At 46.4% G+C, this 22,450-nt stretch carries 16 protein-coding genes and 2 tRNA genes; 12 read left to right on the top strand and 6 right to left on the bottom strand.

Features of this window, described 5'->3' with window-relative positions; genetic code table 11:
• Window positions 1-157 precede the first annotated feature (157 nt).
• Genes V512_RS13425 through V512_RS13415 form a run of 3 tightly spaced genes read left to right on the top strand, consistent with a single transcriptional unit; the run spans window position 158 to window position 6,852 of the window.
• On the top strand, window positions 158-3,235 hold the full coding sequence (locus V512_RS13425) for a PD-(D/E)XK nuclease family protein (RefSeq protein WP_099830952.1): 3,078 nt from the start codon (window positions 158-160) through the stop codon (window positions 3,233-3,235).
• On the top strand, window positions 3,216-6,140 hold the full coding sequence (locus V512_RS13420; protein WP_243392449.1) for a UvrD-helicase domain-containing protein: 2,925 nt from the start codon (window positions 3,216-3,218) through the stop codon (window positions 6,138-6,140). The genes V512_RS13425 and V512_RS13420 overlap by 20 nt, the downstream gene beginning before the upstream one ends.
• Window positions 6,130-6,852 carry a PH domain-containing protein gene (locus tag V512_RS13415; RefSeq protein WP_099830951.1) on the top strand — a complete coding sequence of 241 codons (723 nt, stop codon included), beginning with the start codon at window positions 6,130-6,132 and terminating at the stop codon, window positions 6,850-6,852. Before V512_RS13420 ends, V512_RS13415 begins: the two co-directional genes overlap by 11 nt.
• Window positions 6,853-6,863: 11 nt before the next feature.
• Here V512_RS13415 and V512_RS13410 read toward each other — a convergent pair.
• Together V512_RS13410 and V512_RS13405 are read right to left on the bottom strand one after the other, a co-directional pair.
• Window positions 6,864-6,940, bottom strand: a tRNA-Arg gene (locus tag V512_RS13410).
• A 15-nt stretch (window positions 6,941-6,955) separates the two neighbouring features.
• Window positions 6,956-7,045, bottom strand: a tRNA-Ser gene (locus V512_RS13405).
• A 445-nt stretch (window positions 7,046-7,490) separates the two neighbouring features.
• On the opposite strand from V512_RS13405, the gene V512_RS13400 reads away from it, so the two are divergent.
• From V512_RS13400 to V512_RS13385, 4 genes are all read left to right on the top strand, one after another.
• Window positions 7,491-7,967, top strand: coding sequence for a GNAT family N-acetyltransferase (locus V512_RS13400; RefSeq protein ID WP_243392448.1), 477 nt, complete (start codon window positions 7,491-7,493; stop codon window positions 7,965-7,967).
• Between the two features lie 266 nt (window positions 7,968-8,233).
• Window positions 8,234-8,473 carry a DUF2905 domain-containing protein gene (locus V512_RS13395; protein WP_243392447.1) on the top strand — a complete coding sequence of 80 codons (240 nt, stop codon included), beginning with the start codon at window positions 8,234-8,236 and terminating at the stop codon, window positions 8,471-8,473.
• Window positions 8,474-8,487: 14 nt separating this feature from the next.
• Window positions 8,488-9,525, top strand: coding sequence for an L-threonylcarbamoyladenylate synthase (locus V512_RS13390; RefSeq protein ID WP_099830949.1), 1,038 nt, complete (start codon window positions 8,488-8,490; stop codon window positions 9,523-9,525).
• Window positions 9,526-9,552: 27 nt separating this feature from the next.
• Entirely contained in the window at window positions 9,553-9,909 is a 357-nt protein-coding gene (locus V512_RS13385; RefSeq protein WP_099830948.1) for a hypothetical protein, read from the top strand.
• A gap of 1 nt (window position 9,910) precedes the next feature.
• Here V512_RS13385 and V512_RS13380 read toward each other — a convergent pair whose 3' ends face one another.
• The 4 genes from V512_RS13380 to V512_RS13365 form a co-directional block, all read right to left on the bottom strand.
• Complete coding sequence (locus V512_RS13380; protein ID WP_243392446.1) at window positions 9,911-11,338, bottom strand: HD domain-containing phosphohydrolase; 1,428 nt, start codon at window positions 11,336-11,338, stop codon at window positions 9,911-9,913.
• A gap of 79 nt (window positions 11,339-11,417) precedes the next feature.
• Complete coding sequence (locus V512_RS13375) at window positions 11,418-12,413, bottom strand: P1 family peptidase (protein ID WP_099830947.1); 996 nt, start codon at window positions 12,411-12,413, stop codon at window positions 11,418-11,420.
• An 8-nt stretch (window positions 12,414-12,421) separates the two neighbouring features.
• Window positions 12,422-14,596, bottom strand: a complete 2,175-nt coding sequence (locus tag V512_RS13370) for an FtsX-like permease family protein (protein ID WP_099830946.1) — start codon at window positions 14,594-14,596, stop codon at window positions 12,422-12,424.
• Entirely contained in the window at window positions 14,589-15,257 is a 669-nt protein-coding gene (locus V512_RS13365; RefSeq protein ID WP_099830945.1) for an ABC transporter ATP-binding protein, read from the bottom strand. Before V512_RS13365 ends, V512_RS13370 begins: the two co-directional genes overlap by 8 nt.
• A gap of 214 nt (window positions 15,258-15,471) precedes the next feature.
• On the opposite strand from V512_RS13365, the gene V512_RS13360 reads away from it, so the two are divergent.
• From V512_RS13360 to V512_RS13340, 5 genes are all read left to right on the top strand, one after another.
• A complete protein-coding gene (locus V512_RS13360; protein WP_243392450.1) occupies window positions 15,472-16,032 on the top strand; it encodes a hypothetical protein in 561 nt (186 codons plus the stop codon).
• 22 nt (window positions 16,033-16,054) lie between these two features.
• Window positions 16,055-18,556, top strand: coding sequence for an alpha-amylase family glycosyl hydrolase (locus tag V512_RS13355; protein ID WP_099830943.1), 2,502 nt, complete (start codon window positions 16,055-16,057; stop codon window positions 18,554-18,556).
• 41 nt (window positions 18,557-18,597) lie between these two features.
• Entirely contained in the window at window positions 18,598-18,939 is a 342-nt protein-coding gene (locus V512_RS13350; protein ID WP_099830942.1) for a DUF4258 domain-containing protein, read from the top strand.
• Window positions 18,940-19,033: 94 nt separating this feature from the next.
• Window positions 19,034-20,605 carry a tetratricopeptide repeat-containing diguanylate cyclase gene (locus tag V512_RS13345; protein WP_099830941.1) on the top strand — a complete coding sequence of 524 codons (1,572 nt, stop codon included), beginning with the start codon at window positions 19,034-19,036 and terminating at the stop codon, window positions 20,603-20,605.
• A gap of 14 nt (window positions 20,606-20,619) precedes the next feature.
• Window positions 20,620-22,185 (top strand): GGDEF domain-containing protein, encoded by a 1,566-nt coding sequence (locus tag V512_RS13340; RefSeq protein ID WP_099830975.1) that lies wholly within the window; start codon window positions 20,620-20,622, stop codon window positions 22,183-22,185.
• Window positions 22,186-22,450: the final 265 nt, after the last annotated feature.

Raw genomic sequence — 22,450 nt, 5'->3', positions numbered from 1 at the left:
CAGATCGAATAAGAAGTTAATCTGCCTCAAGGAATCTCGATTTGATTTTCTTCAAGATTGAACTGAGCATCTCTTTGCGAAAATAATTTCGGAATTCAGTCTCTCTTTATCGGCACTCCTTCGCGGGTGATAGAATCTTACTAGTGGGAGGATATATATGAGAATCACGCTTTTCATCGGTCCTTCGGCCTCCGGAAAAACGGAAAGAATGCTTCAAGAGCTAGAGGCAGCGCACAGGGAAGACCCGTTTTCCTATTTTTTTGTCGGTCCTTCCGGAGATCATGTCAGATATGTCAGAGAAAGCTTTATTTCAAGAGTTGGAACGATTCCCGCTTCCAGATTTCTTGCGATGGATCAGTTTGCCGTCGAGCTTTTCAGCGCACTTAATCCGGCATCGATCCATGTGGGAAACCATCTGATAAGAATGGAAATTGGGGATATTCTCGATCAAATCGGAAGAGAAGAACTCGCCGATTCGCCGGTATTCGTCGATTATCTGCTTGAAATGGTGCACGACGTAAAGGAAAACGGTGGTTTTGGAGAGATGTTCTCTGAAGACGATGAGGTGTCGGCGATTCTCGAGTCAATCTATGTCGAGCTTCAGAACAGATTATCAAAGAAGGGAATTTTTGACACTTTCGATGCTTACACTCAAATCGATGACTGCGAAAGGGATCTCAGATGCGGGGAGTTCGGCAGGTACTTATTCCTCGACGGGTTCCACGACTTCAGTCACGCCCTTAAGCATTTCTTCAAGGCCGTAATTCCAGCTTATGACGAGGTCTTCATCACCGTTCCCCAAGAGCCCGGAAAGGAGTTCCTGTTCTCGAATATCGATTCGATTCTGGAAACGGTAGATGAAATAGGCGAGAATCTTCCCGAACTTGAGATCAGAAGGATTTTTTTCGAGAAGACTCCTCCTTCCAGTGGATTCGAGAGTTTCAAAGACTCTCTTTTCTCATCCGCATGCGGAAAGCAAGCCTGCGCATCGGTCGATATAGTCGTTTACCCCGATATCTTTGCGGAGATTGAGGGCATATCGAGGTTTGTGAAGTCCTTGCTTATATCGGGGTACGAACCGGGCGACATTTCAGTTGTCGCTTCGGACTTCTTCGCTTACAGAAAACTGCTCTCGGGAAAGCTCCGCGAGTATGGGGTTCCCTGCAGAATTGAAGGTGATGAGCAGCTTTACTCCTCTCTCTCGATCAGAAGGTTGATTCTTCCTCTAGAGACTGCTGTTCTGGGTTTCCCGCCTGAGAAGATCATCGCGATGGGCGACTCAGGTTATGGAGGAGAAATAGATTCGAAATTTCTTGAGTATGTATCTTCAATGTCTAGAATAATATACGAGAGGGCAGGTCTCAGGCTGTCGCTCCAAAAGAGAAGACTCTCGTGGCAAGAACACCTTGGAAGGCTTGTTCATCACATTGAAGCGAGGCGCGAGGCCATAATCTCATTGGCCGAGGATGAGCTTGAACTGAGCGCTGCAGAAGAGCTTGCCGGAATCGTTGAACGTATTGAAGGCGATCTTCTGCCCGCAATTGAGAAGATTTTCAGCGTTCTTGAACCTTTCAGAAGCTTGAGAAAGAGGTCGGTGGGAAGTTATCGTGAAATGTTGATTGGCTGGGAGAAGGAACTCTCACTGACAGATACTTTTGATGAGTATCAGATTGATTTGCAGGAGCAGGAATTCGCGGCAGTTAGAAGGCTCTTCGATAACACTCTTACAGATCTGGAGAAACTCCTCAAGTTCATGGGCAAGGAGCTGATCTCTCCGCAAGAGTACTACCGGTATCTAATGGTTGTGCTCAGGCATGACAAATTCCCTCTTTCGAGGAGCAAAGCAAACAGAGTCGAAGTGCAATCGCTGATAAATTCGCGCTTTTCGAAGAAGAAGATCAAGCTGTTTGCCGGCTTCGTGGACGGCGCATATCCTCATGTCAGTTTGAATCCATTGTACAGTTTCACCCAATTTGGGGAGATCAAGCCCAGGGATCTTCTTCTGGATGAGGAGATGCACCAGAGACTGAATCTCCACATATCAGTAAGTTCGGCACTTGAGTCTGTAAGGTTTACTCTGCCCGAGTCAACGGTTGACGGTGAACCAATTCTTCCATCTCCTTACCTGAAGAGCGTTTTGGAGAGTTCGGGGTGTGAAATCCTCCGGGAAGGGAGAAGGGCCGGCAGAAGATTCGGATATATCCCGGAACTGGGATCATCGATGAGTGAATCAGAGCTGAAGATTGCGGCAGCAAGACTGTTCAGAAGCGAAGCATGGAACGAGCTTAAGGAATTCGGGCCACTGAAACCGCTCGATTCAGTCCTTACCCAGTTTGGAAGGGAGTTGAGCTGGTCTGTCGAAGATACAGGAGACCTAGGCAGGATCGTCGGCAAAGTCTTCTCATTCTCGCGTCTGAAGTCCTACGACGATTGCCCGTTTTCATTCTTTCTTTCCTACGTTGTAGGTCTCGATGTCTCTTTGGAAAGGATTTTTGAGCTAACAGCCCTCGATGAGGGAAACATTTTCCATTCCGTTCTTAGAGATTTCTTTTCCGGAAAGACCAAGGACTGGCAGAGCTCTCTTTCCGAGAATATCTCCAGACACCTGATGCACGATAGCGAGGTAGTCTTTAGGTTTGAATTCGAAAGGCTTAAAGAGATTCTCAGGGACTACATTACTGAAAGAGAATCCAAGAAACCGAACTTCATGCAGGGGGATTTCGTTCCTTTCGCTTTCGAGAAAGCCTTCGGGATTGGAGATACGAAACCGGTAGAACTGCAGTCTGATTTCTTCTTGAGAGGCAAAATCGATCGACTTGATCTCGATGAATCGAGCCGCGCAATGTATCTCATAGACTACAAAAGAGGCGACAGCGGTGACGAAAAGCAGCTTCTCCTGTATTCTATCGTTGCAGACAAACTCTTTAAAGAGAAAGGATACTATGTTGCAGGGGGGGTTTTCAAGACACTGATAGGAAGAGTAGTTAACAAATCTGCCTTTAGAACGATTTCTTCAGACGAAGAGAAGTCCTGGGAGTTTGCGAACAAGAGAAAAACAGAAAGAATCGTTAGGGAGTCTGAGCTTTTTGAATGGCTCCGGAAGATAACCGAAGGAATCTATTCGGGGAGATTTCCACCCTCGTTAATCCGTTCTTCAAACCAGTGCTACAACTGCAAATTCGCTGCTGTCAAGAGAGCGATCACCTGGAGGGAAGGTGGATCAGATAGTGAATAGCGACATGTTTGTCACGGCTTCTGCCGGTACAGGAAAGACATATACACTGGTTAAGGAGTATGTCGGGGTATTTGAAAGAGCATTCAGGCTTGGCGAGCAGCTTGATGTCCACAACGTGGTTGCTATTACCTTCACGAATAAGGCTGCAAGAGAAATGAAGGACCGTGTAATAAGCGAATTTGATCTCAGGATCTCTCACGGTGAACCGGGGAAGTGGAAGTTCTTGAGAAGCAAGCTCTCATACGCCTGGATCTCCACCATTCACTCTTTCTGCGAAAGGATACTGAGGGAGTGCGCCCTCTTCGCGGGCATAGATCCGGGATTTCAGATTATCAACGGAATGAGGAGATCTTCACTTGAGGAAAAGGTTGTCAGGACTTACTTCGAAGAGAACCTGGAATCTATTGAGCCGCTCATTCGGCTGATGGGACTCGATAAGGCGTTCAGATTGATGAAAGATGCATTGTCGAGGGAGAGGCACTCATTCTATCTTAACCCCTCTCCCGTTGAGTGTTCAGGCAGAGATCTGGGCTCGGATGCCGAAATAATCATCGACGGTTCGAAGGCATTCGCGGAATCTTACAGGGCAGTTCTGTCTGATTACGAAATGAGAACTACGGGTTCCGGCCTCCTGGACTTCGATCAACTCCTGACCAGAACGAGAGATCTTCTGCTGAAAATGCCTGATGTGCAGCAGAAGTACAGCAATCGGTTTAGATACATCTTTGTTGACGAATTTCAGGATACAGATGAGCTTCAAAACGAAATAATCAGACTACTCAAGGCCGATGGCAAAAACAATGTCTTCTTCGTAGGTGACGCCAAGCAATCCATATACCGTTTCAGAGGAGCAGACGTCTCGGTCTTCAACAAGACAATGGATACCTTCAAAAGAAGCGGAGCAGCTGTCAAAAATCTCCGGATCAATAGACGCTCACATCCTGACCTTGTCTCATTCCAGAACAGATTTTTCAAGAGAGTGATGCGAGAGAACCCTGAAGGCCAATTCTTTCGTTCAGTTTATGGGGAAGACGTCGAATCGATCCCTTACGAAATTGACAGCAGCTCCTCAAGAGTGAGAATAATTAGCAGCGACACTTCTGACGACTCAATAGGAGTGGCAAAGACTATAAGGGCGCTTCTCGAAGAGGAAATTGTTTTCAGAAACAAGTCTGGTGAATGCGTGAAGCGTCGAATAACTCCCGGAGACATTGCTATCCTCTTGAGAACATTTTCCAGAGTCTCGAGTTACGAAGCAGCTCTCGAAGAGATGAATATTCCGTTCTACACCGTCGGCAGCAGGAATTTCTACGAACGGCCGGAGGTAACCGGTCCCCTATCCTGGCTTGATCTCCTCGTCGATCCCTTGAATGACAACAATCTCGCGTCATTCTTGCTATCACCGGCCTTTGGAGCTACACTTGATGAAATGCTCTCTCTGAGGGTTAGACAAGGCATGAGTCGTGTTCCGCTGTATTTCGTTCTGCAGGAAAGCAACGATGAAAGATTCGGTCAGTTGAAGGAGCTGCTAGATAAATTTGGGAAGCTCAAACATATGCTCTCCCCGAGCGATATTCTCCAGAGATTTGTTGAAGAAACTGAGTATCTGGCGAAGCTGGCCACACTTAAGTCCGGCGAGAGAATGATTGCCAACGTGAAGAAGCTGATTGAGCTGGCCCAGGACCTTGATAGAATGGGTAGTTCCCTCCGCGAGCTTTCATCAAACATAAGGGCGTTTGTTGATTCAAGTGATGAATCTGAAGCCACTCTCGAGACAGAAGAGTCGGATAGCGTCAAGATACTTACTGTTCACAAGTCGAAGGGATTGGAGTTTCCTATTGTCGTAATTGGCGACATGTACTGGAAAAAAAGAAACTCCAGCAAGCGGCTCTTCTTTGATGAGAAGGGATTTCTCATAACGAAGGATAAGCCCTACAGAGATGAAGAGGGCCTAATTGGACGACTGGCGAGACAGGAAGAGGAAAAGGAACTGGAAGAAGAGAAGCGGACACTTTATGTTGCCTTATCGAGGGCACGAGAAATGCTTATTCTTAGTTTAAACGGAAAAGGAGACTCTTCACGCCCATGGTCAATCTTGCTTTCAGGATCTCTGCTAGAGCCGGAAAGCGGCGAGATAAACAGTTTCTTGAAGGAAATAGCCGAACCGTTCTCTCCGGGGGAATTTCCCTCCCTTGAGGACAGATCCTCCTGGACTGAATTCTCTTTGCCGGAAATCACTTCGGTAATGCCGGTTGCCGACTCTTCTTACGTCAAATATCTCTCGCCGACCTTCATAACTTCTGACTACGAAGCAGAGTTTGAGACTGCATCAGATGCGGGAAGCCCTGACCTCGTGAAGCGAAAGGCAAATATCGGGTTGCTGGCCCACAGCATCTTGGAACCGCTGGGAATGAAAAGTGTTCAAGGACTTCCCCTAACTCTGAAATCGATCATCGATGGAGGAAGACCGGTCTCTGTTGACAGGGTTAGCTTCAGCGACGATGATCTGATTGAAGTGAAGAAAGTTCTCTCCGGACTAGTCCAACATCAAATCATCAAGGAAGTTGAAGATTCTGAAAGAGTGTTAAGCGAATTCCACTTTCAACATGGGTTCGGGAAGTATGTTTTGATCGGAATTGTTGATAAACTATACTTGAAGGACGGAAAGTGGAGGATTGTAGATTTCAAATACGCGAACTGGAGTCCCGGATTCATCGACAAGTACCGATTCCAGATGCGGTTCTACCTCTACATTCTCAGAGATCTCTTGTCCCCCGTTGAAGCTACACTGCTCTTTCTTAAAGACGGAAAGGCAGAGAAGATTGTACTTGAAGATCAAGTGAGCTTCGAGGCGGAACTCCTTCAAATGATCTCAAGAGCTGGAGGCGATACGAATGAACCTTAAACCAACACGTCGCTCTTTTATGATCAGGTACTTCATCTATCCTTACTATTTCTTTCTAGGAATCATATTCTATCTGAACTTTGACCTGTCGGGCATAGACGGAAACAATCGCCTTTTTCTTATAGCAGTCTGGATAGCCTTGACAGTAGTTCCAGGAATTCTACTGGCGTTCTCCCGAAGGAGATTCGGCTGGTTCTTCTGGCCGGCGCTCTTGAATGCTGCCGGCTGGTTGATAAGGTACGTTTTCCCCGAGAAGACCTACAATGATCTCAAACCGTTGTTCGACAATGGGCCGGTACTTCTTTTCACCGTAGCGGGGCTGCTCGGTGTCATCTTCGTGGAGATTTACAGGAAATCTTTCAAGTACGAGTTCAGCGATGCCGGAGTGGAGATTACCCACGGAATGTTCAGCTCAAACTCTCATATGATTGTCGCCAGACACATTACAAACGTCATGCTAAAGAGAAACTTCTTCGAACTCATAATGGGAGTTGGTCACGTGATTCCTGTAACCTCTTCTGGAATGGGTTCGGGAGATAGAGGGGTAATGGGAGGCTTTACGACCGATGCAGGAACTCAGAGCCTTCGTGGGGGAGCCTTTGTGGGAAGCGTCAGCACTGAGAAAGAGTTTGTTGCAAACCCAGCAAACTGCATATATGGCATATCGAAACCGAAAGATGTGATGGAAAAATTAAAGAAAATGGTTTTATAAAGAAAGATTAATGGCGTGCCCGGGGCGATTTGAACGCCCGGCCTCCAGATCCGCAGTCTAGCGCTCTATCCAGCTGAGCTACGGGCACCCATAAACAATATAATGGCGGAGAGAGAGGGATTCGAACCCTCGGAGGGTATAAACCCTCACGTGCTTAGCAGGCACGCGCCTTCGGCCTCTCGGCCATCTCTCCACCCTACAGAGTTCATTCTATCACGGTGAGGTTGTGGTGTCAATGCAACGCAAGTCTTGAAAACCTCTTCAAAGGACACTGGTTAAGCGTTTCCCAACTCTCCTATCTCATTTCTTTGAGTTTGAATTACTGAAATGAGCGGTTCTCTTTTTCCGCCCGAGGATCATTTGCTTGAAGGGATCGGGCCAGCTTCGGTTCAGAAAAAAGCTGGCGAATATGTAATCGCATCTTTCAATGTAAAGGCACAATCATAGCAGGAGTTTTATCCAATGAGCTTTTTCGCCTGATGAGTCTGTGATGTCTCTATTCGCAGCGACCGGTTATCATTAAGGAGGGCTGCTTTCTGTACCTTGACTTAAGTGGAATTCGTAATTTGGAGTAAAGTGATTGCTATTGATCAATGTTCAATGCAATAATCGCCTTGAGCTAAAAATGACGAAGGAGTGTGAACGGACTGAGGATAAGAGAAGTTGAACTAAGAGATGCTGCTGGACTCAAGGATATAGTCGTCGATATCGGATGGTTCAAGAACAAGGGTTTTGAAGAGGAAACATACTTGAAGAGCATTGAAAAGATGGTTCAGTGGAGTGTGGAGAAGGACGATCACCTCATTCTCGTTGCAGAAGAGGGAGACGAGTTGACAGGATACGCCAGCGTGCATTTCATGCCTTATCTATTCATGGGAGGCGCCGAAGGTTATGTTGGAGAGTTGTTTGTGAAAACACCCTGGCGGGGAAAGGGCATCGGAGGAGAGCTGCTGAGAAGGGCGGTAAATGAATCCAAGAAGAGAGGCTGCTGCAGGATAAGGCTGATAAACATAAGGTCAAAAGAGTCCTATCGTCGAGGATTCTACTCAAAGCCGAATTGGCAAGAAAGAACCGATGCGGCCGACTTCATGTTCAGATTGAACGAATCGGAATGAACTGTGCAAACAGGTTGCTGCTCTAGAGTCGAATCGCTTAGGCTTTCAATAACTCTGGATCTCATTTGGTTTTCTAGAGCTTACGCTCATCTTCCCACCGCAGAGCGCTCATGTGCGGTCTGCCGGGATGGCCTGCGGAGTATTTTCACTGTCTGGCTTTTTGAAAACCCTACAACATCTTTCGTGTTATGGGATGGTATCAACTTCACGGACGCTCAATTTGCCGAGCCGGAAAAGGGTCTATAATTTATCTGGAAGGCAAAGAGGTGATTCTTCTGGAGTATCTTGAGAAACTGTTGATCAGAATTGGGCTTGTCTGTATAACGGTCGCGCTTGTTCTATTTCTGCTGCGAAAAGTCGGTCTGAATTTTGGAAGACTTCCGGGAGATATTCACATAAGCAGAAGCAATTTCGAATTGTGGCTCCCGATCACTTCTGGGCTAATAGTGAGTGTTATAATTACGGGAGCCCTTTGGCTCTGGAGAGTAATTAGAAGGTTTCTTTAACCGACGGAGGAAGAATGGGTACTGTATATTTACGGGTGAATTCCGAGAACCCCGATGAAGCAATTCTGAAGAAGGCTGCTGAACTAATCAGGAAAGGCGAAGTTGTCGTTTTTCCTACGGAGACTGTTTATGGATTGGGCGCGAATACCTTTGATGAGACGGCCATCATGAAGATTTTTGAGGCAAAAGGCAGGCCCCAGGACAATCCACTGATAGTTCACATTTCTACCATGGAAATGTTGAAACAAATCGTATCACAAGATGTCGAAAGTTTTTCGGCTCTAATGGATCTTGTCTGGCCAGGGCCAGTGTCGTTGATCTTCGAAAAAAGCAAGGAAATACCTGACTCCGTTACTGCGGGGCTGAAGAGTGTGGCCGTCAGATTTCCTTCCCACCGGGTGGCCCAAGAACTGATACGACTCTCGGGTGTTCCTATCGCAGCGCCCAGTGCAAACCTCTCAGGCAGACCAAGTCCCACAATGGAAGAACACGTGATCGAAGACATGGACGAAAGAGCAAGCTGCACAATCCTTTCGGGTTCGACGGTTTTCGGACTGGAATCTACGATTATTGATCTCTCAAGAGGAAGACCCTCCCTATTGAGACCGGGCCCTATCGACCCGGATCAACTGAAGGGAGTCCTTCCAGATCTTCTTGTCCCGGATTTTGTTTCGGGCAGAAAAGAGTATCTTGGTGATCCAATGTCACCGGGTTTGAAATACAGACATTATTCTCCAGACATTCCATTAATACTCGTCGAAGGAGAGACCGAAATGGTTGTCGCAAAGGTGGGAATAGTGGCTGGAAGAAAGAAGTCTCTCGTTCTTTGTTCTGAAGAAATGAAGGACTATTATCCCGTTCAGGTCAAGAAGGTCGTTCTCGGTTCGAGAGACAACCTCATTGAGGTTGCCTCGAACCTCTTCAAAGAACTGAGAAATAAAGAGAACATGGAATACTCTCAGATCATTGCCGAGCCCTTCCCTGAAACAGGTGTGGGACTTGCAATCATGAACAGGCTGAGGAAGGCGGCCTGGAAAATTGAAAGGACTTAGAATTCAGACTCGGGGAGAGTGGCTAGTTTGAAAAAAAGACTCAAGAATCTTTCGGGAGAGATATTCGTCCTACTGGGAACGGTTATCGTTGCACTGGCTTTCTACCTCGTCTTTACCTGGGGCGACAGGGCCGTGACGATGATCGAAATAACCGTGGTCGAGAAAGTCGACAATTCCGAAGCCGGAAAATCCGATTATAGAGTGACGGCAGATACCGGAGAGGAATTCGTGATCCAAAACGCCGAAAGCCAGGGATTCTATGGTGCTTCAAAGGTCTTCAAGATGCTTGAAGTCGGAAGAACCTATCAGGCGCTTGTAACTGGAAGAAGAATACCCATTCTTGGCATGAAGAGAAATATCATCGAGGCGATACCCTCTCCATGATCTACTCGAAAGTGAATCCATCTTCCAGCAAATCGACACAAGCCCTCGTAACCGAACGATCGTAAAGGGTACCTGCTCCGGAAGTGATCTCTTCTATTGCCACTTCTATTCCAAGCGCCGGTCTGTAGGGTCTGTGCGATGATATAGCTTCGACAACATCTGCCACAGCGATTATTCTTGCCGGCAGAAGTATCTCCTCTCCCTTTAGCCCGTTAGGGTATCCAGAACCGTTTAGCCTCTCATGGTGCTGAATCACGTAGTCGGCGATCGGAAAATCAAACTTGATTTCCTTTAGAACTTCATAGCCAAGCTTAGAGTGCTCCTTAATCATCTCAAACTCTATGTAATTGAGTCTCCCAGGCTTGCTTAGAATCTCGGACGGGATCCAGAGTTTCCCAATATCGTGAAGAAGGCCACTTATCCTTATGTTCTCGGAAAGTCTATCTTCAAGTCCCATTCTCCTGGAAATCGAGACTGCCAGAAGCCCCACTTTTCTCTGATGCCCCGAAGTGTAGGGATCTCTTATCTCCACAATTCTGGAAAGCGCATTAATTGTGCTTGTTAAGGTAGCCTCGAGTTTTTCCTTATTCACCTCGGCCTCTCTTCTCGCTACCCTAAGATCTGTAACGTCTGAGATGAAGCCTTCGACAAACACTTCGCCCCCACTTTCGCCGGCAACTACCTTTCCCCTTTCAAGAACGTACTTCACCTGACCCGACCTGGTCACTATTCTGTACTCTATCTCGTAGCGATCGCCTACTGCAAAGGACTCCTGGATTAGGCCCCACACCATCTCCCTATCCTCGGCGTATATCAGATCCGAGTAAGATAGTTCCTTGTTTCCAATAATCTCCTCTGGCCGGTAGCCGGTGAGCTCTATGATCCCTCTACTGACTACTTCCATGGTCCACTCTCTGTCGTTCTTACATCTGAAAGCGATGCCGGGAAGATTGGAAACCAATCTGTCAAGCTCGGGTTTGCTCTCTCCCAGCTTCGTGCAAGCATCGACTGAATCGCTGACGTCATCATAAACGATTGCAACGACACCTTCGTTAAGTCTGTGAACCGACATGTCTCTCAAGATATCTGTTCTCGAATCCGAGTGGCGCTTCGGACTAATGTGAAGGGGAACACCGGAACTATTGACTTCCCTTATCAAATCCATGATTCCGAAATCAGCGGCACCAAGAATAGCCCGCTCGAACTCCTCTCCGACGAGCTCATCTCTTGAAAGACGCTCTATTCTTAGCGCGGCAGGATTCGCATTGAGGATGGTGCAGCTCCCTCCTTTCGATACACCGCAGAGCAGAATGCCGTTTCTTGCCAGAGAAAAGAGATCACGGTAGCTGGCAGCATCGATACCGGAACTGCGGTCAAGACATGACCGGGAGTCTTCCTCTAAATCCTGTCTAGAATTCGAATCTCTCATTTTCATCTCCAAATTAGTAGATGCTCCGATCATATGGTTCTTAGAGTGTCTACAAAATCACCGACAGAACTCTATTCGATCAGAGGTCTGATTGTATTGCGCTTCTTAAAGAGTCTACAGACCCTTTGAATCCGGTCATAGCACCCGAGCAGAGCATCGAATCGACTATGGCTTCTGCGCACGCCCAGACGGCTGCCCTGAATATTTCACTCTGCGTGTTCCCTTCGTTCATTAAGCTTTGCTCGGACTGTCTGTACTCTATGGATGTAGTGAAAGCAAGTGAAATGTCTCCACTTCCATGGTACCCTGGAGCTCCCAGCAGCCCAATAGCAAGATTCATGTGCCGCGTTACTCTCTTCAACTGATGGGGCATCAAAGGCAGGTCTGTTCCCAGGATCATGATGAGCGATCCTTTCTCCCGATCGGAATCCTGTAGTTTGGGACGCAATTCGAGAGACGGAATTCTAAGGTCGGACGATCTGCCGAAATTCGAAAGAACGAAAACCCCTAAGGTGTATTTCCTGCCTCCGAACTCGACGATTCTTGAAGACGAACCGATCCCGCCCTTATAACCAAAGCAAACCATCCCGGTCCCCGCGCCACAGCTGCCGAGCTGGAAATCCTTTTTCGCGTCCCCGACCGCATCGGTAACCATCTCTTCTTTTATCGCCAGAGCTCGAATTTCATTTAGAAAGCCATCGTTGCACTCCATGACGACTACGTTAAGCGACGACAATTCAGGATTACTCTGGAGGGCGAGCCTTACCGCACCTTGATGTACGGCTCCAATTGAAAGTGTGTTGGTCAGAAAGATATCGCTTTCGATCGTCCCGAGTTCTTCTATCTGAATAAGACCCATCGACTTTCCATAACCGTTGAAGACGCTGGAAGCTGCCGGGACGGGCCTTTCATATACGTAAGGAATCCTTATGACGCTTATTCCCGTTCGAAGATATCTCGGTGAATCCTCAGTCAAAGTGTAATGCCCGACTCGTATTCCCTCAAGATCGGTGATCTTGTTCAAAGGCCCCGTTTCGTAACCGTCTCCCGGGTAAGCGAGCTCTCTATATCTCATCTCTTCACCTATCTTTCGATAATTGATATTGGATCTTGTTTCGAAATCAAGAATCTTGCCGTGATTACTCCGGCCAACATAACAATAACGGTCATTACAGAGATTCTGAAAAGCGTCTCAGGAACTACGATCGAGGAAATGTAAAGTCCCCGAAGAAAGACCGATCTAAAAATCTGCCAGCAGATCGTAGTCAGAAGATATCCAATTGCTGCGCCTAGGAAAAGCACTAATGACAGTTCTCCGAAAAAGAGAAGACCAATCTCATCTCTACTCTGTCCCAAAATGTTCCTGATTGATATCTCGCTCCGTCTCGCCAAGGTCACCCTTGTAACAGTAACCAGACCGATTATTATGACGACGATGTACTGAAGATAGATGATAATCGAGGAAATCAACCCCATGAACTGCGTCTCGGCACGGATCTTCAACTCGAAAGTCTTCTTGTCGACCAATTCCACCTGACCGGCCTCGGAGGCGAAACTTCTCATTTCACCTGCAAGATCACGGTCATCGTATAATACCAGGAGACCGGCAGATTCTATTCTGTCTTGCACTAAGACACCAGCGAGACTTTCTAGATTCGGTAGAACCTCCATCGAAGAGTAATCCAACCCCCTGACAGAACCATTGACAATTAAGTCGAAAAGACTCCTGCTAACATACAGCGTACCGGCCGACGGATCTTCGTCGAATATTGAGAGAAGTCTCGAATGCTCAGTAGATACAACAGGAATGAAGAGTTTCGAGGTGCCGAACATAAGCTTTACATCCAGCTCGAGAAGATCGGCAGGAAGAACAGCCGTCGATTTCGATGAGATTTCTTCAGGAAGCCGGATCTCCTCCAATGCCGAGGTCTGAATATAAGAACATTGATCGAACAACCAGCCGCTGTCTCGAACAGTATCCGTCAATGAAGATAGAAGCAAACCAAAAACGGTCACTAGCACGGCAAGCGCGGTGATGTTAACAAAAAGAGATCTGTAACCATCGCTTCTCAGAGGAAATTGGAGCCAGGGCAAACCGACATTCCTGAATCTGTTCTTGAGCAGACCGACTCTTTCTTCAGAACTCTTCAGAAGACCGACGAGATCTCTTCTCAGATGTCTTCCTATCAGTATCTGAGATAGAACAATCGTAGTGAACGGTATAAATAACGTGCAAATAGATGAGACGGCGCTGTCGCCTATATAAAGTCCATTGGGCGTGAAAAAGCGATCTTCGAATAGTGAAAGAACGGCTCCACCTGCAAGGAGGCCAAGGATCCAACCAGCGATTCCCTGATAAAGCGACTCCAGAAAGAGTCTTACCTTCAAACTCGCGGGAGAATGACCTATGGCAGTAAGGATAGCATACTCCTTCCTTCTTTCACGAATGCTTACCGAATTAAGCATTGTAAGAGCTATTATGAAGACCAGAGAGACAAAGAGATTTGTCAAGAAGACTCCCAAATAGTAGCTTGCGTACTGCCTTTCAAGGGCCTCCCGGGAAGAAACAGGTCCTCTGATCGAAACTGAAAGCTCTTCTCCGATGATCCTTGATCTCAGCTCGTTTTCAACTGCCATTAGGAAACCATCCTCAGCGAATACCAGGAAGCCAAATGATCCCTTGCCCCTCGAAATCCCCGACGGCCCCAGTCCAAACACCGATGGTCCTTCCAGAGATGCGACCACTGTATATAGACCTACGCTCGACATTTCGGAGATCTCCTCATAGACATTTTTCAGATCTACTCCTGAGGCTCTTAGAAATGAATCGGAGACAATAATCTCATTTGTCCCTGGGGAAAATACCGTCCCTTCTGAGATGTAGGCATTGCTCTCCCGCAACATTCGAGATATCTCCGTCTGCTTGATTCCATAAACAGGGAAATTGGCTCTTGCACTTCCGAAAAGGTTGTAGCCGAGATAGGCGATATCTACCGGGATAACATCTGAAAGACCAAATACGTCTTCGAAAATCTCGGTAAGACTATTGTCAATCGATTCATCTCTTCCACTTTCAGAGAGATACTGTACCGTAATCCAGCTCTCATTGATCTTTGCTATCCTGCTTCTCGTCTCTCCGAAGGAAAGAAAGATTGAGCTAATCACAAGGCTCATTGATAAACCAAGAGCGACAACGAATATGAAGACCAGTATTCTGCCCGGTCTTCTTCTGAGATATAGCCACATGTACTTAAGCATTCACACCAACCTCATAGACCTGGCCATTCTCCACTTTGAGTTTTCTTCTGAAATCACCTATAATCTCAGACGAATGAGAAACAAGTATCAGAGTCGCACCAGACTTCGAGCAATAAGACTTCAAGAGCTCTATTACCCTGCTACCATTTTCGTTATCCAGGGAAGCGGTCGGTTCATCGGCGAAAACAACCTTCGGACCGGCTATCAATGCTCTTGCCACTGCTACCCTCTGACTCTGCCCAAGCGAGAGCTCATACGGGAATCGCTTGAGAAGTTGGTTCAATCCAAGCGCAGTAGTGATTTCTTCGAGCCTCTTTTTTGCTCCTCGCTTTTCTTTCAGGGGGAGCAGAATATTCTCCCTGACAGTCAGATGGTTTATCAAGAAGTGTTCTTGAAACACAAAGCCGAACTCTTTGCGCCGAAGTTCGGCTTTTGCGGAAGGAGTAAGAGCCGTAAGCTCCTTGCCTTCGTATTTGACTTCTCCGCGACTTGGCTCCTTTAGTGTGCTCATAATGAAGAGAAGCGATGACTTCCCAGAACCCGAAGGGCCGAATATCCCAACTTCTTCTCCCTTCTCTATCTTGAGGTCAGTCGATTTGAGCGCCGCCAGAGCCTGCTTCTTCGTCTCATATATCAATGCGACTTCTTTCAATTCGAACATTCTACTTCCTCCCTCAAAAAACCTACTGAGATTATCCCATAAACCATGTCTAGTGACAAAGACAAGGCGGATTGATCTTTTCACTAGAGCGAAAAGATTTCTGAGTCTTCCTGATTGGATAATCGTTCACCCGAAAACCGAGATACCTCCTCGACAAAAAAGAGATAATAAATATGATATATACTCTTCTATACGGAGGTGAACCGTGAAGATAATGATAGATATTGATGACATCCTATCGAACTTCAATCTTGCATTCCTGAAGATCGCGAATGAAATGTTTGAAGAAGTGCCAATGGATGTTGAGGTCAAGGTATGGGACTTTTGGAAAAGCGTGCCCAATCTCACTCTCGATATGGAAGAAAGGGTGTGGGAGAGAATTAGAAATACTCCGAACTTCTACGAGTTTCTTCCTCCATATGCAAGTCCCAAGGAACTGAAGCGGCTGGGTAGTCTTGTCGCCCAGGGCTGCCACGAATTCTACTTCATAACTTCGCGTTTTCCTACAAAAGGAAGAAGTGTTCAGCTGCAGTCTCAGAGATGGATTCAGAAGAAAATCGGCGAACCGGTATCGGTTATCGTCAGCTCCCGAAAGGGCGAGCTTTGCAAGGTTCTTGGCATCGATTATGCAGTAGACGATGCACCTCATCACGTAGAGAATCTGCTCGATCACGGAATCAATACATACATAATGGATTGGCCTTACAACAGACACATCGATCACAGACTCAGGGTGAAGAACCTGGGAGAGTTTCTGGACAGTGTTTTGGTCTAGTAGAAAACCGGAGGTGAGAGGTTTGAAAAAGATACTTCTTGCTCTTCTTCTTTCAGTCTTCTTAACTGGAAGCCTCTTTACAGCAACAACATGGGAAGATCAAGTCATTTACTTCATCATGATCGACCGTTTTTCAAACGGAGATCTATCCAATGACGACATGGGATATGGAGAAGCCGGTACCGACAACTCGCGATACAACGGCGGAGATCTCGCCGGGATAATCGAGAGGCTAGACTACATAAAGGGATTGGGCGCAACGGCAATTTGGATAACCCCACCGGTGGCCAATCAATGGTGGAATCCATGGGTGAATTACGGTGGTTATCATGGATACTGGGCCAGAGATTTCAGGATGATTGATGAGCATTTCGGTGACGTTGCACTCTACAAGAGACTCGTTGAAGCCGCCCACGATAAGGGCTTGCTGGTAATACAGGATATCGTTCCCAATCATGTGGGTGACTATTTTCGTTTCGTAGATGGACAGTTCGAACTCAACTCCGAAAGCGTCCCGACCTCTTCTCCCGAACAGCACCCCTTCTCACTAAACGATTTCAATAATCATAAGGATGAGAGCATTTATCACTGGACTCCCGATATCTATGACTTCAATGACCCTTATCAGAAGCTGAACTACCAGATGTCCGGTCTGGACGATCTCAACACGGAAAATCCTGTGGTAATCTCAGCACTCAAGGATTCTTTCACTTTCTGGATCGAAGAGGCCGATATTGATGGATTGAGGATCGATACAGTAATCTACGTTCCTCTAGAATTCTGGGACGAGTTTCTGAATGGTGAAGAAGGTATCTATGAAGCTGCCGCGAAGAACGGCAAACCTGAATTCATAGCATTTGGCGAGGCCTGGGTTAGAAGCGACCCCTTCGACGATGCTGGGGAAATGGTTATAAAAGAGTTTTTCGAAGCAGGAATGAATTCCATGCTGGATTTTCCGCTGAACATTGAATTGAGAAGTGTATTCAAAGAAGGGAAACCAACAGCGAATATCGGATACAGACTTGAGGCGCGGCAGAGCCACTTCGATCAAACCAGGCTACTGACTTTCATCGATAATCACGACATGGAACGATTCTTGAAAGGGTCAGGATTGGCAAATCTTAAACAGGCTCTGGCCTTCATTTTCACGATTCCCGGCATCCCGGTGATCTATTACGGCACTGAGCAAGGCTTTGTAGAAACTAGGGCAGCGATGTTCGCCGGAGGTTTTGAGTCTGGTGAAATCGACCACTTCGATTCTCAATCTGAGCTCTACAGATATATAAGCGAACTCGCAATGCTGCGACAGGAATACCCTGCGCTGAGGTATGGGGAGGTCAAAGTGCTAAAAACCGACCCCAATGGGCCTGGGATCTTTGTCTACAGCATTGAACATAACGAAGAGAAGATCTTTGTTTTAATGAATACTTCGGGAGAACGTAGGATTCTAGCTAATTTGGATACCGGCCTTGGAGTGGGTCAGTTAATCAAGCCGATTTACACTTTCAATTCGCTCTCCAAAAGCTATCCTGTCGAACAAGGCGGGAAACTCGTGATGACCATGAACCCACGCTCCGTCTACGTGGGAATCGCTTCCGAAGAAACTCGTGAAGTTGAGACACCTGAAATCAAGTTTAACGCGAACCTCGAGGATTTTCAGAGGATCGACTCAACTTATACTGTGACAGGAACAGCTTCGGGAGCCTCCTCCGCGCGGATAATATTCGACATGAGAATTGAAGAGGCAGAAGACATCGAAATAGTCAGCGGAGAGTGGTCTTACGAATGGGACATTTCGAAGTTTGACCCGGGAATCCATTCAATTCTATTCAAAGTCTACGGTGATACAAGAAGAGAATCGATCTACAGCGAAGATTACCGAGTGATTCTCGATATTCCGGAATTGCTTCTAGCTTCGATTCCAGATCCCGAAGGAGATGACTGCGGTCCGGAATGCAGGTACAAATATCCTACAGACATCACTTTCAAGAACCAGATGGACCTGCTAGAGGTTGAAGTCAAGCAGATAGGAGCTTCGATGGTTCTGGGGATTAGAATCAAAGATCTAACCGACTCATGGGGACCACAGAACGGATTTGACCATGTTACCTTCCAAATATTCGTAGATGATCCCAACAGAAAGGGATCAACCGACCTGCCGTTCCTAAACGCGACTATGCCTGACGGACTGGACTGGGATTACTTTATCTTCGCAAATGGCTGGTCAATAGTTGCGTATTCTTCTGAAGGTAGTGGCCCGAAGTCGTTTGGAACTCCCATATCCCTCACTCCACTGGTACAAACGAATAGAATGAATAACGAAGTAATTCTCAGGATTCCCGGCGAGACGGTCGGAAGACCAGAGAGTTTTGAAGGGTTCAACATCTACGTAACTACTTGGGACTTCGATGGAATCGAAGCGGTATATCGAGACATCTATCCTGAACCAAAGAGCTACCATTTTGGAGGCGGAAGCAAAGAAGACCCTTATATTATGGATGACATCCTTATAAGGATAGAATAGGAGGATAGAGAGAGGCCTAGATACAGCTTCGGGAGGAGATTATGCTTTTTTTGCTGATTGTGATTCTGGCCGTGATAGTCGCTGCTTCTCTAATAAGGTCGATGAGTCAGGAAGATGAAGATAATGGAGAGGACATACAAGAGAGCACCGAGATATCATTTAGTCAGCATGCCGTTTCAAGAATGGATGAAAGAGGAATTGAACCGGAGAGAATAAAGCGCATTCTCGAAGAGGGTCGCAGGGTGGAAATTGCCAATTACAACAGACTGAAAGTAACGGACGACGAAATCACCGTGATACTCGAAAAGAGACTCGCTAACTTCGAAGTTGTCACGGTATATTGGAATAGTGGCGAGCGTGAGGAATCGCTACTAGATGATTGACAAAGAGATTCGTGATTCATTAACCGAGCCATATGTTCAGGTTTCTTATGAAGATATCTTATAGCCTAAGACCCTCTCAGAAAGCGGGGATAAGATGGAAGAAAAGAAAGATAGAGTTGTTGAATTGTTAAGAGAATACATGTCTTTGCCCGAGGAGGAAGTCCCCAAGAGGCTGGTCTTCTTGAAGGAAGCAGTTTCGATCCTCAGTGATCAGGGGAAGACCCTTGCTGCCCACGAAATAATCGATAGAGAAATCAAGAAGTTCGATCACTTCGATTCTCTGGAAATGGCAGGTTTGCTGAACACAATGGTGAAACTGAGCGCGCTTGTCGGTAAATTTTCACAGGCAGTTGAATATTCGCGTAGAGCACAGGCTATCTGTGCTGAAAAAGGCGAAAAGGAATTGTATGCGAGAGTTCTCATAAACACGTCCGGACTTTACTTGAAGATGAATGATTTTGGCAAAGCTCTGGCCAATGTGAACAGAGCTTTGGAGATAGCAAGAGAGAATGGGGACGAGATTAACGTTGCATGCTGTTTAGACAATATCGCATTTATCACGGAAAATGGAGAGTATGAAGAATCGGGGATTCCAAACTTTGAAGAGGCAATAGAGATAAAGGAAAGGCTCAATATGAAGACTGAGCTACTGAATAGTTATCTCAATCTTGCCGAGCTGTACTACGAATCGGGGAGAAAGACCGATGCCAGAGAGCTTTTGTCCAGAGCGAAATCATTGGGTGAAGAAAACGAAGACCAACACGTTATTGCAGAGACGATGAAATACGAAGCCCGTTTCTTGAAAGGCGAGGGAGATTTCACCTCGGCAATGAGCCTGCTTGAGGAAGTCAGGGAATACCATCAAGAAAATGGAAACAAGACTGAATTGCTTGGAGTATTGAACGATATCTCTTCAGTGTATGAGTTGATGGGAAACTCAAAAGAGGCCTTGAACATGTTCAAACAGATAACGGAATTGAGCCGGAGTATTTTCAAGGAAGAACAGGCAAGGTCGATAGCCCAGCTGGAATCATCATTCGAGGCGAGGGAAAAACTCAGGGAAATCAACGACCTGGCAGAGCAAAACAAGAGACTTAGAACGGTCAATGAAGAGATATCGGAGAAAAACAACGAACTCCAGGAAATGAAAGCCAAGCTGGAGGAAATTAATAAGCTTCTGGAAAAGCAGGCGGAAACCGACCCATTGACCGGGCTGTTGAATCACAGGAAGATGAAATCAGTGCTGGACAGTGAGATTTCGAGAGCAGAGAGATACGAAACTCCCCTGACTATGATAATGCTTGATCTAGATGATTTCAAGTCCGTTAATGATTCTTTCGGCCATTTGAAAGGCGATGAACTTCTTGCCGACATCGGAGAATCTATAAGGTCATCTATCAGAAAGAACGACTTTGCCTTCAGATACGGAGGCGAAGAGTTCCTAATCCTCCTACCTTGCGCAGATGTGGAAAAGGCATCGGAATTCTACTCGAGAATGAAGAGATCCCTTCAGGAGAAGCTTGATATTGAGGTCTATTTCAGTGCGGGTGCAAGGCAGTGGAAAGGGGAGTCCTCGGACGAATTCATTTCCATTGTGGACAAATTGCTCTATGAGGCAAAAGCAAAAGGAAAAGACAGGCTTGAGATAAGTGAAGCAGCTATTTGAGAAAGGTGGATGAAATGAGTCAGAAAGATCACGAGAAGAGCTACACTGATTATTACGAGGAGTATCTTTCGAGAAATGAGTTAGCCGTTGAGGAAAGACTGGCGCTTCTCAGGAAGTTCCAGCAAGCTTTGACAAGCTCGGGAGAGACTCTCATCGCCTTTGAGACCGTAAGCAGGGAACTGGAGAAATTTAGAGGAGTAACCAGTCGCGAGATGGGTCTTGCATACAATGGTATGATTAGAATCAGTTGTCAATCAGGTGAGTTTTCAAAGGCTCTTGAATATGCTTCCGATGCAATTGCTATCTTCAATGAATTGGGAGAAGAAAAGTTACTGTCGATGGTCTACAACAACATCTCCGGTGTCTACTTGAAAATGGGAGATTTCGAGACATCAGTAGAATATTCTGAGAAGGCGGTTTGCCTTGCCAAAAAGAATAACGACGAGCTATCACTTGCCAAGTATCTAAATAACAAGGGAATTGCTATTGAAAACATCACGGAGGACGGTTCAGGTGTGCCGTTTATCCAAAAGGCAATTGAAATCAAGGAGAAGAACTCTCTTAAGGGAGATCTCCCCTCCAGCTATATGAATCTTGCCGACATCTTCCTTTATACCGGAAGAAAGAGCGAAGCAATTGATCTCCTAAGGAAGGCCCGTAAGATAGCAAGTGAAAACTGCGATGATTACTCTCTTGCAGATATATGCCGCTACGAAGCAGAGTATTACGAGGCGACGGGAGATCTAGACTCTGCTCTGGAAGCCCTTGAACATTCACTCGAATATCACAGATCGAAGGGAAACAAATCGGACATCCTTCACAGGCTAAAGGCCATCTCCAAAATCCAGGAGGCAAAGGGAGATGTTGATGGAGCTTTGGAAAAATACAGGGAGATAGCAAGACTAAATTCCGAGGTATTCAGGGAAGAAGAAGCCAGAGTGATTGCAAAGCTGGGAGCGACCTTTGCTACCGTACAGAAGCTCAAGGAAATAGAGGAGATGACGGAGAAGAACCATGAAATTGACGAAGCTAACAGGTTAATGATTGCGAAGAACAAAGAACTAGTAGAGGTGCAAAACCAACCGGAATTGGCAAATCGACTTTTGAAGGAGAGAACCGAGACAGATCCGTTGACCGGTCTTATGAACCAGAAGAAGATGTTTGAAGTACTTGAATACGAAATCAATAGAGCAAAAATGTACGGCGGGAGTCTCTCCGTAATAATGATTGACATTGACGATTTCAAGCAATTCAATGACACTTTCGGGCATCAGAAGGGAGACGAGATACTTGAGGCCTTTTCTTCACTTATCGCTTCCAAAACAAGGAGTGTCGACTATGTTTTCAGATACGGCGGAGAGGAATTTGTCATCTTGCTGCCTTCAACCGGTCTCGAAGGGGCCTTATCTACGGCAACCAGAATACTTGAGTCAGTGAACACATCAGAAGAATTGAAGATAACCTTTAGTGCCGGTGTTGCCGAGTGGAACCAGGAACGCTCTCGTGAGTTATTGCTGAAGACAGACAGATTGATGTACGAGGCAAAGAGAATGGGCAAGAACAAAATCCAATATCAGTAAGGCTTGCATCCGGGAGATGCACAATGAAAGACGAAAGATCGGTCGATGGGATTCTTAGAGAGTACAGAGTTTCTATGGAATGCTCTTTGAAGGCGATGAACCTCTACACGGAACTGGGCCTATCCTGACGATGCTAACGATGTGATTGGAAACAGTGAAGCGACCGCATCTACGTGGATGAGCTCGATAAGAGAATAGAATACACTGACAGAGCTATCCAATACTCACTGGCAAAGGAAAACTAGTTATCTGCATCCATATTAAT

It is taken from the genome of Mesotoga sp. Brook.08.105.5.1 (assembly GCF_002752635.1).
Classification (GTDB): Bacteria; Thermotogota; Thermotogae; order Petrotogales; family Kosmotogaceae; genus Mesotoga.
This window is presented reverse-complemented; position numbering and strand designations above follow the sequence as displayed.